Origin of the sequence: Pseudomonas sp. M20 (assembly GCF_045037865.1) — a bacterium.
Taxonomy (GTDB): domain Bacteria; phylum Pseudomonadota; class Gammaproteobacteria; order Pseudomonadales; family Pseudomonadaceae; genus Aquipseudomonas.
The window spans coordinates 605,659-620,675 of the sequence record NZ_CP173611.1 but is presented as its reverse complement, the minus strand read 5'-3'; the positions used below and the strand labels follow the sequence as shown (position 1 = coordinate 620,675).

Below are 15,017 nucleotides of genomic sequence, written 5' to 3'. Positions count from 1 at the left end.
CTGGGGGTTTAGAAGCTCTAAAACGGGGCAATGCGTTTCCCTTTGCCCCGTCGCGGGGCGGGCGGTTACACATTCGGTTACGTGAAAGGTGTTGGGTAACAGCGGGAAATGTCTTACGGGGGAGATCGATAATTATTGGTTGAGTGAGTCCGCGTTCCGACAGCGGACTACACCAGCGCCTGACAAATTGCCTTCGCGAGCAGGCTAGCTCCTACAGGGATCGCATTCCATCTGAAGGAACCCGGTCAATTGTAGGAGTGAGCCTACTCGCGATGAGGCCCGCCCAACCACCCCAAAACCCAGACACAAAAAAGCCCCGCCCGGCAAAACCGGACAGGGCTCCTATGCTTCTAACGCTTAAGCAACATTCATGGTCTTGTGCGTATCAATCAAATGCTGCACCACACCCGGATCCGCCAGCGTCGAGATATCCCCCAACCCGTCGTATTCCGCCGTGGCAATCTTGCGCAGAATCCGGCGCATGATCTTGCCCGAACGCGTCTTCGGCAGCCCCGGTGCCCACTGGATCACGTCCGGCGAAGCAATCGGCCCGATCTCCTTGCGCACCCAGTTCTTCAGCTCCAGACGCAGTTGCTCAGTCGGCTCTTCGCCATTCTTCAACGTGACATAGACATAGATGCCCTGCCCCTTGATGTCATGCGGCACACCCACAACAGCCGCCTCGGCAACTTTCGGATGCGCAACCATCGCGCTCTCGATCTCGGCCGTGCCCATACGGTGGCCCGACACGTTGAGCACGTCATCGACACGCCCGGTGATCCAGTAATAACCATCGGCATCACGGCGCGCGCCGTCACCGGTGAAGTACATGCCACGGAAAGTCTTGAAGTAGGTATCGACGAAACGATCATGGTCGCCATACAGCGTGCGCGCCTGACCGGGCCACGAATCGAGAATCACCAGATTGCCTTCAGCCTCGCCCTCGATGATGTTACCGAGGTTGTCGACCAGCGCCGGCACCACACCAAAGAACGGACGCGCCGCCGAACCCGGCTTCAGCGCGTGCGCACCCGGCAGCGGGCTCATCATGTTGCCGCCGGTTTCGGTCTGCCACCAGGTATCAACGATCGGGCAACGCGACTTGCCGACATTCTTGTAGTACCAATCCCAGGCTTCCGGGTTGATCGGCTCGCCGACCGAACCGAGCAGACGCAGGCTGCTGCCATCCGCGCCTTCAACAGCGGCTTGACCCGAGGCCATCATCGCGCGAATCGCGGTCGGTGCGGTGTAGAGGATGTTGACCTTGTGCTTGTCGACGATCTTCGCCACCCGGGTGATGTCCGGATAGTTCGGCACGCCTTCGAACAACAGCGTGGTCGCGCCATTGGCCAGCGGGCCGTAGACGATGTAGCTGTGGCCGGTGACCCAGCCGACGTCGGCGGTGCACCAGTAGACTTCGCCTGGACGGTAGTCGAAAACGCGCTCGTGGGTCATCGCCGCGTACAGCAGATAACCGCCGGTGGTGTGTTGCACGCCCTTCGGCTTGCCGGTCGAACCGGAGGTATAAAGGATGAACAGCGCTTCTTCGGCGCCCATCTCTTTCGGCGCGCAGACAGTGCCCGCCACTTTCATCAGGTCTTCGTACCAGATGTCGCGATGCTGGTTCCACTTGATGTCGCCACCAGTGCGCTTGCAGACGATGACTTTCTGGATGCTGCTGGTTTCCGGGTTGGTCAGCGCGTCGTCAACGTTGGCCTTGAGGGAAATCTTCTTGCCGGCGCGGATGCCCTCGTCAGCGGTGATCACCACTTTCGATTTGCAGTCGATGATGCGACCGGCCAGGGCTTCCGGCGAGAAACCGCCGAACACCACCGAGTGAATCGCGCCGATCCGGGTGCAGGCCAGCATGGCGACCACGGCTTCGGGAATCATCGGCATATAAATGGTCACCACGTCGCCGCGGTGCACGTCCTGACCACGCAGGGCGTTGGCCAGTTTGCACACTTGTTCGTGCAGTTCGCGGTAGGTGATGTTGCGGCTTTCGGAAGGATCGTCGCCTTCCCAAATGATTGCGACTTGATCGCCGCGCTCGGCCAGGTGACGGTCGAGGCAGTTGTAGGAAACGTTGAGGGTGCCGTCGGCAAACCACTTGATGTCGACATGGTGATCGTCGAACGACGTCTGTTTCACCGTGGTGAAAGGTTTGATCCAGTCGAGACGCTTGGCTTGCTCGCGCCAGAAGCCGTCAGGGTTGACGACCGACTGCTGGTACATGGCTTTGTAGGTCGCCTCGTCAGTCAGCGTGTTAGCCAGAACCTCGGGACGAACGGGATACAGAGAAGCCGCACTCATCTTTCCTACCTCGGTGTAATAGTTGTTTTTGTATGACCCTGTTGTAACGGGGCGGGGGCCATAGAACCATTCGACGATGGTAGTAACAAGCCCCTACAAAACATCCAGATACCCCGCACCGAAGCCCTACGCCGATCCCCCAAACACCACAGAACCCCTGTGGGAGCTTGCCTGCAAGCGAATCAGACAACTCGGTCCCACAGACAAAACACCCGGTTATCAATCCCCATCTCAAGGGATTGTTACCAAATCTGCCAAAGGTGTTTATCAAAACCTGCTCTGTTTACCCCCGCCCCATCTCCCTAAAATTCACCTCGCCAACAAGGCAAACGCGATTAACAACGATACAGCCCCCACGAAGGCCGTTAATCCAGCTCTCAAGTAATAACTGCAAACGATGAAGTTACACACGCAACCCCATAAAGGTTGCGTGACCCCACTCGACCTCAAAAAGGTAAATTTGAAATGAAAGCTTTATTGGTTCTGGCCCTCAGCAGTCTGTGCGCAACCGCCATGGCAGATGAGGTCCCGACTGATGTCGCACAGCAACAACCGGTGATCGAGGAATACACTTACTCCACGCACCTGGACATCGCCAAAGTTGTTTCCATGAGCGAAGTTCCGAATGTCTGCGAAGTGGTTCCGGCCAAAATGGAGTACGACGACTCCAAAGGCCAGCGCCACATCCTGCGTTACAGCGTCATGGGCAACGGCTGCACCAATTGATGATTCGAGACTGCACCGAATTGGATCTCTCAGCGCTTCATTGAGGGTCGATTCCAGCCCGACTTCGGTCGGGCTCAGTTGTGTTTGAAACCGTCAGAAATGCTTGCAAAACACTAGATGTAGTGAAAAACCGATTTTTTTGTTCGTTTTTTGAGCAAATTCACAATGGCGAGATTTTTACGAAAAAAAATCTATCCCCGGCAAAGCCCTGTAAACCCTCACTCTCGTCGAAAAACCACCCTCCTCGACCGCTCCATGCGCGGATTCGCCTCAGCACAGCCGTGTTTTTTTCCCTATAATGCCGCCCCATACGGGTCAGCAATATTCCCTTACAGGGAGCAAAAGCCATTCTGAAGCCCCGCAGCAGCGTTCAACGCTGATTGCGCCCATCAGAGGCTCTCGGAACCCGTCAAAATTTCTGTTTATTTGCCTGCGTGCATCGCTGCAAAAAACGACATCCAACGCGGTCTGTACGACCGTGTGAAAAACCAACCAATCAGGTTTCACACGGGCGACAGGCCCTCACGCAGGAGACGACACGTCATGCTGAGCTGGGACGAATTCGACAAAGAAGACAGTGAAGTAGCAACCGTGAAAGGCGCCAACGCCGGCCACGCTACTGAAGCCAACATGGACCGCCTCGACAACGCTGGCGGTGCCGCCGCGATCGAAGCCCGCGCCGTGACCGCCGACGACTCGGCCGCTGTCGCCCGCGCCAAGGCTGCACTGAACTCCCTCGACGTCGCCGAAGGCCTCGCCGAACTCGAAGGCGCCTCCGCCCGTGTCGCCGTTGACGAAAAGCGCATGATCAACTGCCGCGCCGACCTCAACCAACTCGTGCCATTCAAGTACGACTGGGCCTGGCAGAAATATCTGGACGGTTGCGCAAACCACTGGATGCCGCAAGAAGTCAACATGACCGCCGACATCGCCCTCTGGAAAGACCCGGAAGGCCTGACCGACGACGAGCGCCGCATCGTCATGCGCAACCTCGGCTTCTTCTCCACCGCCGACTCCCTGGTTGCCAACAACCTGGTACTGGCCGTATACCGCCTGATCACCAACCCGGAATGCCGCCAGTACATCCTGCGCCAGGCTTTCGAAGAGGCGATCCACACCCACGCCTACCAGTACTGCATCGAATCGCTGGCCATGGATGAAGGCGAAATCTTCAACATGTACCACGAGATCCCATCGGTCGCGAAAAAAGCAGCCTGGGGCCTGAAGTACACCCGTTCGATCTCCGATCCGAAGTTCGAAACCGGCACCCCGGACACCGACAAAGAGCTGCTGCGCAACCTGATCGCCTACTACTGCGTTCTGGAAGGCATCTTCTTCTACTGCGGCTTCACCCAGATCCTCTCCATGGGCCGTCGCAACAAAATGACCGGCGTCGCCGAGCAGTTCCAGTACATCCTGCGCGACGAATCCATGCACCTGAACTTCGGCATCGACGTGATCAACCAGATCAAAATCGAAAACCCACACCTGTGGGATGTCGAAATGAAGGAAGAAGCGACCCAGATGATTCTGCAGGGTACGCAGCTGGAGATCGAATACGCCCGTGACACCATGCCTCGCGGCGTACTGGGCATGAACGCGGCGATGATGGAGGACTACCTGAAGTTCATCGCTAACCGTCGTTTGTCGCAGATCGGCCTTAAAGAGGAATATCCAGGGACGACTAACCCGTTCCCTTGGATGAGCGAGATTATGGACTTGAAGAAAGAGAAGAATTTCTTTGAGACGAGAGTGATCGAATACCAAACTGGTGGTGCGTTGAGCTGGGACTAATAGTCTCGCTTGGCACGATTTGACGATTGCGGTTTGAGTCGGCGAGTCTAGAAAGCAAAGAGCCCCGATCTGATCGGGGCTTTTTTATGGGCGATAGATAAACCTTTTTTCGCCTACGCCACAGCGTTCAATCTCCTACAGCACTTACAGTCGCTTCCCATTGAAGCGTGCTGCGAGCACTACTAAGCTCTATCGCAGGTGCCTAAGAAACGCCCAACGTAGAAAGCTTGGTCAGTGACACAGACGTGTAATTCGTCGGTGGCAACGGCTCTGCTCGTTGGGATTTCTTAAGTCCGCTCTACGTTGGGGTCAGGCCCTCCCAAAATCCAAAACGTAGAGGTCATAGATATGTCTGATGCATGCTCGGTAACCGTCTTCTCTCGCCACAACCTTTCTCTGCATGCCCTTCTACTCGAAAACCAGCCATGGTTTTCCGCCCGCGATGTTGGCCGTTTGATGGGTTTCCATCTGAATGATCGAGTGGTCAACAAGCTAGATATCGATCAACGCCGCGTCATGTGGATTGAGTACTTTCGAGAACCTGAACAGCAACTGATGCTCAGTGAATCTGGGGTGTATGCGCTGTTGGTCTATCACTACGTTCCGGGTAACCGGTTATTGCGTGAGTGGTTGACCAATGAGGTAGTGCCAACCTTGCGCGATGCGGAGGATTCAGGAGATTCGAATCGGCCAATGTTGAGCTTGTTGGATTGGCCGGAGATGTCTTTGAGTTTGCTGCATTGGCAGGATGAGGGCTGGATTCGGCTTCGGGATATGCCTTACCTGTTGAACGGTCAGAAGTCACGACGAGCTTCTCTAGAGAACCCCTGGTGGCGAAGGGTTAGGCAGGCGTTTCAGTCTTCGAAGCACTCGATGGGCTAGGGATGGGTTTGTAGGACTGCGCGAGATTCGTCGCTTTTTTATGTAGGAATTTTCGTAGACAGCAGTAATGGCCACTCAGTATCGTCCGAGGGTTTTCAACCCTCGGCGATTTTATGAGCGACAAGAAAAAAGACACTGACTGGACTGTTGCTGAGATTGAGGCAGCGGTTGATGCCTACCTGAAAATGTTTGAGCTTGAGCGAATCGGCCAAAAATTCAACAAGGCACATGAGAATCGCGTACTGCGTGCATCTGCCCTGCACAACCGCACTGAAGGCTCAGTTGAATTCCGCATGCAGAACATCTCTGCCGTTTTATTGAGAATGCATAGGGAACACATCAAAGGATACAAGCCAGCCAGAAACGTTGGGGCCAACGTTGAGCCAGCCATCCGAGCGGTGTTGATTGCCAAAGGGGTAACGCTTGGGGATCCAACGGTTGCGACTGCGGATGAAGAAGCACTAGAGCAGAGAGCTCTGGCGCTAGAGAAACTGCCTCTTGAAGATGAACCTGCGGGGATTGTGAAGCCGAAGCGCTCTCCCGCCCAGAGCACTGCATTTATACGTGACCCGAAGGTTAGAGCCTGGGTTCGTCAGAAAGCCAAAGGGATATGTGAAGGGTGCGGTGAACCGGCGCCATTCACTAAAAATGACTCGCCTTACCTTGAAGTTCATCACGTGAAGCATTTGGCGAATAAGGGTTCTGATCGAATCAGCAATGCTGTCGCGCTTTGTCCGAACTGTCATCGGCGCTGCCATCACTCGAATGACAGCAAAGAGTTCACCGAGTCGCTTTATGCCAGGGTCGAACGGTTGAAGCGTGAGTACCCGAACCGCAAAACTATGTGACGAGGGTGCTTGCGCTCGCTCGGTCGTGAAATCTGGATGATGCCACCAATCGCCAGCACGCCGGCTCCCACAAACCCGCATCATCCTGAAAACAATCAGTGCAACCCGCGCCGCCTCCCGCTATTAATACCCCTCCCCCACTCAAGGATCCGAGCCCCACCATGAAATTCGATCTCGCCTACTGCCTCAGCCTCGACGACAAGTTGTCGATCTATGATGTTCGCGATCTCAATTTCGATGAGACGGTGGCGTTTGACTCCGCGAAGGAACACTTCCAGTGCCCCAACGATGCTTGTCGTTCGGCGTTCGAGGCTTCCAACGAGTTGGGAACGTTCAACGCGAAGAACGTGAATTACGTGCGCACGCCGCACTTCAAGAATCTGCCCACTACGCAGCATGTGGCGGGTTGTCCGTATGTGAGTTTGAAGGCTTCAGCGTCTGGCGTTGAGACGGCGGATGGCGAGGTGGATGACGGGCGTGAGGAGCACTTCCCTTCGGAGTTGTTGCTGACCCGGCGTGAGTATGTGCGCAAGCCTGTCGCGCCAGCGGGGGCGGCGGATGTGTTGCGCGATGATCCGGTGCGGGCGGCGGCGGACGGTGGTAAAGAGTCGGCGAGTCGTGAGTCGGCGCCGGACAAGACCAGCGTGTTTGCGCATCCGGTGGAGTGTTTTGTTTCCAACTTCGCGGACAAGGAGTTGCTCAAGCGGATGCCGTTGAAGGTCGGTGAGCATTCGGCGCCGTACAGTTCGTTCTTCAAGAAGATCGAGTATCTGACGGACAACAAGGGGCTGATTTACTGGGGGCGGATCAAGAAGATCGAGGACTTCCACAGTGCCAGTTTTCGTATCGATTTCGAGGACAAGGTCTGGTTCAAGAAGCCCGAGGACAGTAAGAAGAAGCCGTACTCGGTCAGCGTTTATCTGAACAAGAAGTTGATCGACAACTACCGCAAGCGCAAGGCGTTTCTGGAGGAGATCAAGCACGCGGTGGATAGCGACAAGGCGTTGTTCTGTTTCTTCTATGGGGTGACGCCGGAGTTGAAGCAGGTGCCCGGCAAGAAGAACCCCGAAAAGCCTTTCGAGGTCTTCAATGCCAATATCGAGAATCTGGATCACTTCATTATTCGTGAAGCGCCGGGTCTGGAGTGACGGTTAACTCTTGGGCAGTTGCAGGTTGACGGCGCCGGGGTGTTGTTTGATCAACGAGTACGGCAAGATCGACCAGTCGGGTGAATCGCAGGCTCGTTCTATGCGGGCGAAGTACGCTCCGATGTACAAACCTTTTTCGGTGAAGTGCCAGTTGGAATAGCTCCAGTTATCTTCATTGGTGAAGTCGCAACTGTCTTCATCTCCGCCTGCCGGTTTCTTCATTTCATCCGGGTACAGCGCGGTGAGTTGTTTGATCAGCCACGGCTTGAAGACTTCGCTTTGGTACTTTGAGCGCGCGGCGTCTTCGGCCTCGGTCAATGGCTGGTCACCACCTCGGTAACGATCAGCGTGAAGGATTGGCTGCCCCTCGCCCACCCAGAGCACGTCTTCGAGAGACAACGGATGGCCGGTTTTCACATCGATGTTGAGTGGTGAATCGCCGAAGTCCGGGTGCGCACCGCCGCAGTCGTAGCTGGTGGATATGTTCAGGCTGATGACGCTGGGCGAGATAAATGTCGGGGTGACGTCCTGTAGGAATTCGGCGTAACCGCGACCTCGCAACTGGCAACCGTAGTAACTGATGGCCTCGTCCCACAAGCGCCCGAGCAACTGCTGGTTAACCCGTTGCAGATCTTCTTTTGGCATCCCGGATTCGATGCTGAACATGGACATCTTGGTATCAGGCTCTTCCCACCATTGCAGGGAGTAGCCCATGAAGTCCTGCTTTTTACCAGGTTTGAGTTTCAATCCCTGAAGCCGTAGATATTCGTAGGGCTCGCTCTTGGGCAACTTGGCGATGTAGGGCAATGCATTCGCCGGCACTTCGGGAAGTGGCGTATCAGTGACGAGTACGGGCAACTTTTTGCCCTTGGGGTTTTGCCATTCGCCCTTCCAGCCGCCATCAATCTGTTGCAGTTTCAGCGTGGGTAACGGCTTGCTCGGCTCCATACGATCACTGCCCTCTGTGAGCAGCAATATGTCATTTTGATAGGTGCCGTTAAGCTCTAGATCGCGGTGAAACTTCTCATAGAAGTAGCGACCGGTGACTTGCCCCGGGTCACTAATATCGACTTCGAAGACGATCGGCATTTTGCCCAACGTGCCGGTGAACACCATCCGGTTGTCTTCAGCGTGTGCGGTGGATTGCAGCGAGAACAGCACAGCGGCGCAGGTTGCCAGGCGCATCAGTCCCTTGAGCATTGATCGTTCCTTGAAAGAGGCGGAGGCCGCGCCGGCATTGGAGGGCCGGCGCGGATAAATTCGCGGCGATTATGGCGGGGTTACGCCTGGTAATCGAGAGTCTGCGCTTGAAAGATAACGCCACCTCAAGGCAGTTGCAGTGCAACCCCGCCCGGATGTTGTTTGACGATTGTGTACGGCAGAACGCTCCAGTCCACGAATCCGCAGACCGCCGCGACGTGGGCAAATGATGGCTCGAGCTTGATGCCCTGTTCCGTGAAGTACCAACCCGGATAATGCCAGGGATAATCCTCGTCGTAGCCGCAATCGTTTTCACCCTCGGGGATGACGGTCATTTCGTTTGGGTAGAGTTTCAGCAACTGTGCGACCAACCAAGGTGCCAGTTCAGTGTTGCGGTAGTTCGACCACGCTGTCGAAGAGCCGGGTGAGCCCGCGGCGAAATCTTCATATTCCTCGTAGTGCAACGGCTTGCCCTGCCCCACCCACAAAACATCATCAAGGGTCAGAAGCTTGCCTGTCTTGGTATCGATGTTGAGCGCGTCGTGGCTTTGATCCGGATAGGCACCGCCACAGTAATAGTCCGATGAAATCCGCACACTCATCACTGTGGGCGACATCCACAGTGGCTGGCTCCACTGCGCATAACTTCCAGAACAGCCATAAGACGACAACACTTCGCCCCACAAACGCGCCATCAATTGTTGGTTGATACGTCGACGCTCTTCGAGGGAGTAACCGGTCACCACTTCGAACAGAGAAGTGTCTGTCTTCGGCTCGGTCCACCACTGCAGCGTGTAGCCCATGAAGGTGTCGGTCTTGCCTTTTTTGAGGGTGACGCCCTGCAGTCGCAGATATTCGTAAGGGTACTTGTCGTGAAGAGTGGTGAAAAAGGGCAAGGCATCGTCGGGTACATTGGGGATGACGGCTGGTTCTAACTCGACCTTCAGGATTTTCCCAGCGGTACTCGTCCACTCGCCATACCAACCATGAGTTGTCGGCTGCAGACGAAGGGTCGGGCGCGAATCTTCCATCCGCGAACCTTCTTCCAGCATCAGTGTTTCCCCGTCCAGGGCACCGTCGAGTGGCAGATCCTTGCGATACTTCTTATAGAAGTAACGACCGTCTCCAGTGCGAGTGTTTATTTCGAGGACGATGGCCGCTTTACCCAAGGTGCCGGTGTACACCTGCGCGCCGTTGTCGGCCGACGTTGCAGTCGAGACAAACAAGCCCGTCAGAAAAAGAACAGCGAAAAGGCGTAACAATCCTCGGAACATCACTTCATCCTTGAATAAACGAGCAACTGCCCGCCAAAAGAAGCTGCGGATTATGTCGAGGTTGCGCGGGGGAATCGAGCGCTGTCGCCTTCAACTCAAGCACATGCTGATCATCACCATCAGCAACAGCCCGATGTACACACGCGCATGCACCCGATCCGGGATTCGTCCAATCCATGGCGCGGCCAATCGAATCCCGATGAGCGAGCCAACCGTCAGCACCGCAAACGCCAGCAAATCCACATACCCGACAAACCAAGCGCCCAGGTCAACCTGACTGAACCCGGCCAATGCCATGTAAGTCAGCGTCCCCGCCACTGCCACCGGCACACTCAGCGGATTGGCCATGGACGTCGCTTGCGACATGCTCAAGCCACAGCGGCGCAACAGCGGCACGGTCATGACGCTGCCTCCTACACCAAGAAACGTCGCGATGGCGCCGATGCCTACACCACCTGCGGAAGTTTCCGTAGCGCCAAGTCGGCGTGGGATGACATCTGGGTTCTGAGTGAGAAAGCCGCGTCGCAGCAGGCAGTCGACGATGGTCACGCCGAGGTAGCCGATGAATGCGTAGCGAATCACGTCGCCGCTGACCCACACCGCCGCCATTGCCCCCACGATTGCACCCAACCCGATGAACCCTCCCAACGGCCACAGGTAATGACGAATGAGATTGCCGGCGCGGCGGTGTTTGTCGGTGGCGATCAGGGCGTTGACGATCATCACGCAGGTCGAAGTGGCGACGGCGATGTGCATTGCTGACTGGCCGATCGGGTCGTCGGCGCCGTGGCTCGCGGTGAGGAGGCGATACAGCAGCGGCACCACGACGAAGCCGCCGCCGAAGCCGAACAGGACCGCGGTGATGCCGGTCAGGCAGCCGAAGAGGGTCAGCAGTAAATAGAACATGTCGAGGCGTCCGTGGTGGGAGAGCGGTCGACGATAGAGCGGCATCGCTTGGCCTGCTTCAGCAAGTCAGCCAATAATGTTTGCGTTTACGCCAATCACCGGAAAACGCCTGATGCGCAATGTTTCGATCAATCTGCTGGATGACACGCCGCGCGCGGTGGTGGCGATCGGTACGGATTATTCCCACGGTCACTTGCTGCCTTTTCACACGCATCGGCGGGCGCAGTTGTTGTACGGCGCGACCGGGGTGATGCAAGTCAGCACCCATGACGGCAACTGGGTGGTGCCGCCGCAGCGAGCGGTGTGGATTCCGCCGGGGGTGGCGCACGAGGTGTTGATGCTTGGGGTCAGCACGCGCAGCTTGTACATCGAACCGGGTGCAGTGGATTTGGGGGAGCGCTGTCAGGTGATCAGCGTGTCGCCGTTGATGCGGCATTTGCTGATGGAGGCGGTGGAAGTACCGCTTACCTATGACCTCAGCGGGCGCGATGGTGTGTTGATTGATCTGTTGCTGCATGAGTTGACGCGCAGTGCGCCGCTGCCGTTGCACATTCCGCTACCGACTGACGGAAAGCTCCTGTCTCTGTGTCAGACTTTTCTGCATCAGCCGTACGCCCACCAATCACCACAGCAGTGGGCTGACCAATTACACATAAGCTTGCGTACCTTCAACAGACTGTTTCGCCAACAAACCGGGCTGAGCTTCAGGCAATGGCGGCAGCAGGCGTGCGTGGTCCTGGCGCTGGCGCGGCTAGCCTCGGGTGAAGCGGTGACGCGCATCGCGCTGGACTTCGGTTATGAGAGCCCGGCGGCGTTCTCGACGATGTTCCGGCGGATCCTCGGGCAGGCACCGTCCGTCTGGTTGGAGGCGGCGAATTAGCGCAAATCAAAAAATGCGTTTGATCCCGGCCGAAAACAACTGTACAAAAACACAGTACATTTTCAATCAGCACTCTTGAGCCCGGAGCACACCATGGCCTCTCTTGCGATGAACCACATCCTCGAACGCATTGCCCTTTTCCAGTTCACCCCGACGCACAGCGTCCAGGCCCGAGCGATGCTGGGCTGGAGCGTGGAACAGCTATCGCGGGAGGCTGAAGTTTCGGTTGAAGACATTCAACGCTTTGAAGCGCAGCAAGATGTCGCGGATGCGGCGCGGCTGGCGTTGGCTTACCGGTTCGAGGCGCAGGGATTGGTGTTTTTCCCCGGGTTTGCGCCGGGGCGTAGTGCCAGTGTTCAGGGCGTGTCGTCGGAAGCGATGGGGCGTGGGGATTTTGCGATGGCTGAGTAAGGATAAAAACATGAGCGAGATCGAAGAAAGCACAGGCAATGTTTATCAAGATTTAGGGCTTGAGGATGCAGGCGAGATGCTGCTCAAGTCCGAGTACGCGACCAAATTGATCTCGCTCATCGAGTCCAGCGACGTGAGCGAATCTGAGGCTGCACAAAGACTGGGGATACCTCTGGAGAACCTGCAGCAATTACTTCGTGGAAAATTTCGAGAAGTGTCGGTTACTACTATGGCTGATTACAGCCGTAAGATTTCAGGGCTTGTTTCTGGAGCAACCGGTTCGCCCCCTTAGGCGCGAACCGTAGCCACCTGATCAGGCGCTCTGCACCACCGCCTCACTCTCCCCTTCAACCGCCAACCACCACGCCTCCCCGCGTTGCGGTTGAGCGATGTTAAACGCCTCGCCCATCTGCGGCGTGGTAATGGAAATACTGCGTTCCCACGCCAGTGCCAGAATCCGGTCAAATGGTTCGTGCCAGGCGTGCATTGCCAGGTCGAAGGTGCCGTTGTGGATCGGGAAGAGCCAACGGCCCTTGAGGTCGATGTGCGCTTGTAAGGTTTCTTCTGGCTGCATGTGCACATGCGGCCATTCGACGTTGTAGGCGCCGGTTTCCATCAGGGTCAGGTCGAACGGGCCGTACTGTTCGCCGATGCGTTTGAAGCCGTCGAAGTAGCCGCTGTCGCCGCTGAAGAAGATCCGCGTGTCGCCGTCGATCATTACCCATGACGCCCACAGTGAACTGTTGCCATCGAACAGGCCACGGCCAGAAAAGTGCTGCGACGGTGTGGCGACGAAGCGGATGCCGGCAATCTCGGCGCCCTGCCACCAATCGTACTGGCGGACTTTGCTGGCATCGATACCCCATTTGATCAGGGTGTCGCCGACGCCCAGTGGCGTGAGGAACAGGTTGGTCTTGGCCGCCAGCCTGAGCACGGCCTGATAATCGAGGTGGTCGTAATGGTTGTGCGACAGGATCACCGCTTCAATCGGCGGCAACTGATCGATGCTGATCGGTGGCTGGTGGAAACGTTTTGGCCCAGCCCACTGCACCGGCGAGGCGCGCTCGGCGAAGACCGGGTCGGTGATAAAGAATTTGTCGCGCAGCTTCAGCAACAGAGTCGAGTGACCAAGGCGATAGACGCTGTGATTGGGCGCTGCCAGCAGCTCTTCTCGAGTCAACGCCTGCACCGGGATCGGCGCGGCAGGCCGGGTGTTGCGCGGTTTGTGGAAAATCATGTTCCACATGATCCGCAGCATTTTGCGCAGGCCTTCGCGTTGCACGGGTGCATGATTGCGAAACAGCCCCTGATGCTGCCGCGAGGCTTCAGGCGTGGATGTGTTATCCGGGATCGAAACTGGATTGGCCATGACTGAATGACTCCAGAAAAACCGCGCAATTCGCGGTTTTTCCACGGTGGGACGATAAATGGCCAAAGCTGCACGCAATAGGCCGAACTGTCTGGTTTTTAGGCTGCGAGGATTAACGCAACATTACACTGCTCGGTGTAGTTTCTAGGTTGCATCAAAGCGGATGACAAGTAAACTGCCAAGTGTAATTTCATCTTTTCTCTGCCGAAGCGTACTTATGACAGCTCCACTGCGACTCACCGACCGTAAACGCGAAGCCATCATTCAGGCGGCGATTGCCGAATTCCGGGCCAACGGTTTTGAAGTCACCAGCATGGACAAGATCGCGGCCACGGCCGCTGTGTCGAAGCGCACGGTGTACAACCATTTCCCCAGCAAAGAAGAACTTTTCGCGGAAATTCTCAACCAGTTGTGGGCACGAATCAGCGCCGAGCAATCGGTGACCTACAACCGCGATCAACCGTTGCGCGAGCAATTACGGCAGATGCTCCAGGCCAAGGTGCAACTGATGGCTGACGAAAATTTTCTGACCCTGGCACGGGTGGCAATTGCTGCGACCATTCATTCGCCGGAGCGCGCGCAGAACATGATCGAGCGCATGGGCGAGCGCGAAGAAGCTCTGACCGTATGGATTCGCGCCGCGCAGGCCGACGGTCGACTGAAAGCGGTCGATCCGGAGTTCGCCGCGCATCAGGTCCAAGGGTTGCTCAAAACCTTTGGCTTCTGGCCACAGATGTCGATGGGCCGTGCCGCTCTTGATGTCGAGATGCAGAACACCGTCGCCGAATCGGCGCTGGAGATGTTTTTGGCCTGCTATCAGCTCTAAATCGCCCTCCACCTGTAACCCGCTCCCTGCCAGTTGCCGCTGTACGAGGCAAGGAGGCTTGATGGAGCGATGGGTGAAGCATTGAATTCATGTTGTCATCCACAGGTGCCAGACTTGCGAGTGGGTCTGAGTATCGGTCTGGCGCGTTATCAGCCCTTGTACAAGGATGCCCTCGACTGGCTGGACGATGCCGACAAAGCGCTGTACACCGCCAAACATAAGGGCCGCAACACCATCAGCACTGCCCTGAGCCATGCTGTGGCGGACAACGTTAGCGCCTAAAAAGTTATACAAAATTACAAATAATTACTTTCTTGTACAACTTTATGAAGTTTTGTATAAGTAGCCATCTGCCAGTTAAGGAATGCTGGCATTGAGCAGTCACCACCGAATGCCGTCCGCGCATTCGGTCTGCCAGCGCGGAAATAGGGACTGAATCC

Annotated in this window: 15 protein-coding genes; 10 read left to right on the top strand and 5 right to left on the bottom strand. The window is 56.4% G+C overall.

What is annotated here, in order from left to right; all coding sequences use genetic code 11:
- Positions 1–357: 357 nt before the first annotated feature.
- Entirely contained in the window at positions 358–2,313 is a 1,956-nt protein-coding gene (acs, locus tag ACI514_RS02735) for an acetate--CoA ligase (protein WP_007912698.1), read from the bottom strand.
- A 465-nt stretch (positions 2,314–2,778) separates the two neighbouring features.
- On the opposite strand from acs, the gene ACI514_RS02730 reads away from it, so the two are divergent.
- The 5 genes from ACI514_RS02730 (at position 2,779) to ACI514_RS02710 (ending at position 7,711) form a co-directional block, all read left to right on the top strand.
- Positions 2,779–3,039, top strand: coding sequence for a DUF2790 domain-containing protein (locus ACI514_RS02730; RefSeq protein WP_027612631.1), 261 nt, complete (start codon positions 2,779–2,781; stop codon positions 3,037–3,039).
- A 543-nt stretch (positions 3,040–3,582) separates the two neighbouring features.
- Positions 3,583–4,833, top strand: a complete 1,251-nt coding sequence (locus tag ACI514_RS02725; RefSeq protein WP_405123049.1) for a ribonucleotide-diphosphate reductase subunit beta — start codon at positions 3,583–3,585, stop codon at positions 4,831–4,833.
- 348 nt (positions 4,834–5,181) lie between these two features.
- Positions 5,182–5,715, top strand: coding sequence for a Bro-N domain-containing protein (locus ACI514_RS02720; RefSeq protein ID WP_405123048.1), 534 nt, complete (start codon positions 5,182–5,184; stop codon positions 5,713–5,715).
- A 113-nt stretch (positions 5,716–5,828) separates the two neighbouring features.
- Complete coding sequence (locus ACI514_RS02715) at positions 5,829–6,563, top strand: HNH endonuclease (RefSeq protein ID WP_405123047.1); 735 nt, start codon at positions 5,829–5,831, stop codon at positions 6,561–6,563.
- Positions 6,564–6,724: 161 nt separating this feature from the next.
- Entirely contained in the window at positions 6,725–7,711 is a 987-nt protein-coding gene (locus tag ACI514_RS02710; protein WP_405123046.1) for a hypothetical protein, read from the top strand.
- 3 nt (positions 7,712–7,714) lie between these two features.
- Here the strand turns inward: ACI514_RS02710 and ACI514_RS02705 are convergent, their stop codons facing one another.
- The 3 genes from ACI514_RS02705 to ACI514_RS02695 all read right to left on the bottom strand — a co-directional run bounded on the left by ACI514_RS02705 (position 7,715) and on the right by ACI514_RS02695 (position 11,091).
- Positions 7,715–8,911 carry a hypothetical protein gene (locus tag ACI514_RS02705; protein ID WP_405123045.1) on the bottom strand — a complete coding sequence of 399 codons (1,197 nt, stop codon included), beginning with the start codon at positions 8,909–8,911 and terminating at the stop codon, positions 7,715–7,717.
- A 125-nt stretch (positions 8,912–9,036) separates the two neighbouring features.
- Entirely contained in the window at positions 9,037–10,185 is a 1,149-nt protein-coding gene (locus tag ACI514_RS02700) for a hypothetical protein (RefSeq protein WP_405123044.1), read from the bottom strand.
- Between the two features lie 90 nt (positions 10,186–10,275).
- Positions 10,276–11,091 (bottom strand): sulfite exporter TauE/SafE family protein, encoded by an 816-nt coding sequence (locus tag ACI514_RS02695; protein ID WP_160059105.1) that lies wholly within the window; start codon positions 11,089–11,091, stop codon positions 10,276–10,278.
- 112 nt (positions 11,092–11,203) lie between these two features.
- On the opposite strand from ACI514_RS02695, the gene ACI514_RS02690 reads away from it, so the two are divergent.
- The 3 genes from ACI514_RS02690 to ACI514_RS02680 all read left to right on the top strand — a co-directional run bounded on the left by ACI514_RS02690 (position 11,204) and on the right by ACI514_RS02680 (position 12,674).
- Positions 11,204–11,971, top strand: a complete 768-nt coding sequence (locus ACI514_RS02690) for a helix-turn-helix domain-containing protein (protein WP_160059106.1) — start codon at positions 11,204–11,206, stop codon at positions 11,969–11,971.
- 93 nt (positions 11,972–12,064) lie between these two features.
- The gene (locus tag ACI514_RS02685) at positions 12,065–12,382 is read left to right on the top strand and encodes an XRE family transcriptional regulator (protein WP_242208248.1); all 318 of its coding nucleotides are present in this window, start codon (positions 12,065–12,067) and stop codon (positions 12,380–12,382) included.
- 10 nt (positions 12,383–12,392) lie between these two features.
- On the top strand, positions 12,393–12,674 hold the full coding sequence (locus ACI514_RS02680; RefSeq protein WP_405123043.1) for a helix-turn-helix domain-containing protein: 282 nt from the start codon (positions 12,393–12,395) through the stop codon (positions 12,672–12,674).
- Between the two features lie 21 nt (positions 12,675–12,695).
- On the opposite strand, the gene ACI514_RS02675 is transcribed toward ACI514_RS02680, so the two are convergent.
- Entirely contained in the window at positions 12,696–13,751 is a 1,056-nt protein-coding gene (locus ACI514_RS02675; RefSeq protein ID WP_405123042.1) for an MBL fold metallo-hydrolase, read from the bottom strand.
- Between the two features lie 217 nt (positions 13,752–13,968).
- On the opposite strand from ACI514_RS02675, the gene ACI514_RS02670 reads away from it, so the two are divergent.
- A complete protein-coding gene (locus ACI514_RS02670; protein ID WP_405123041.1) occupies positions 13,969–14,577 on the top strand; it encodes a TetR/AcrR family transcriptional regulator in 609 nt (202 codons plus the stop codon).
- 114 nt (positions 14,578–14,691) lie between these two features.
- Complete coding sequence (locus ACI514_RS02665) at positions 14,692–14,859, top strand: diguanylate cyclase domain-containing protein (RefSeq protein WP_405123040.1); 168 nt, start codon at positions 14,692–14,694, stop codon at positions 14,857–14,859.
- Positions 14,860–15,017: the final 158 nt, after the last annotated feature.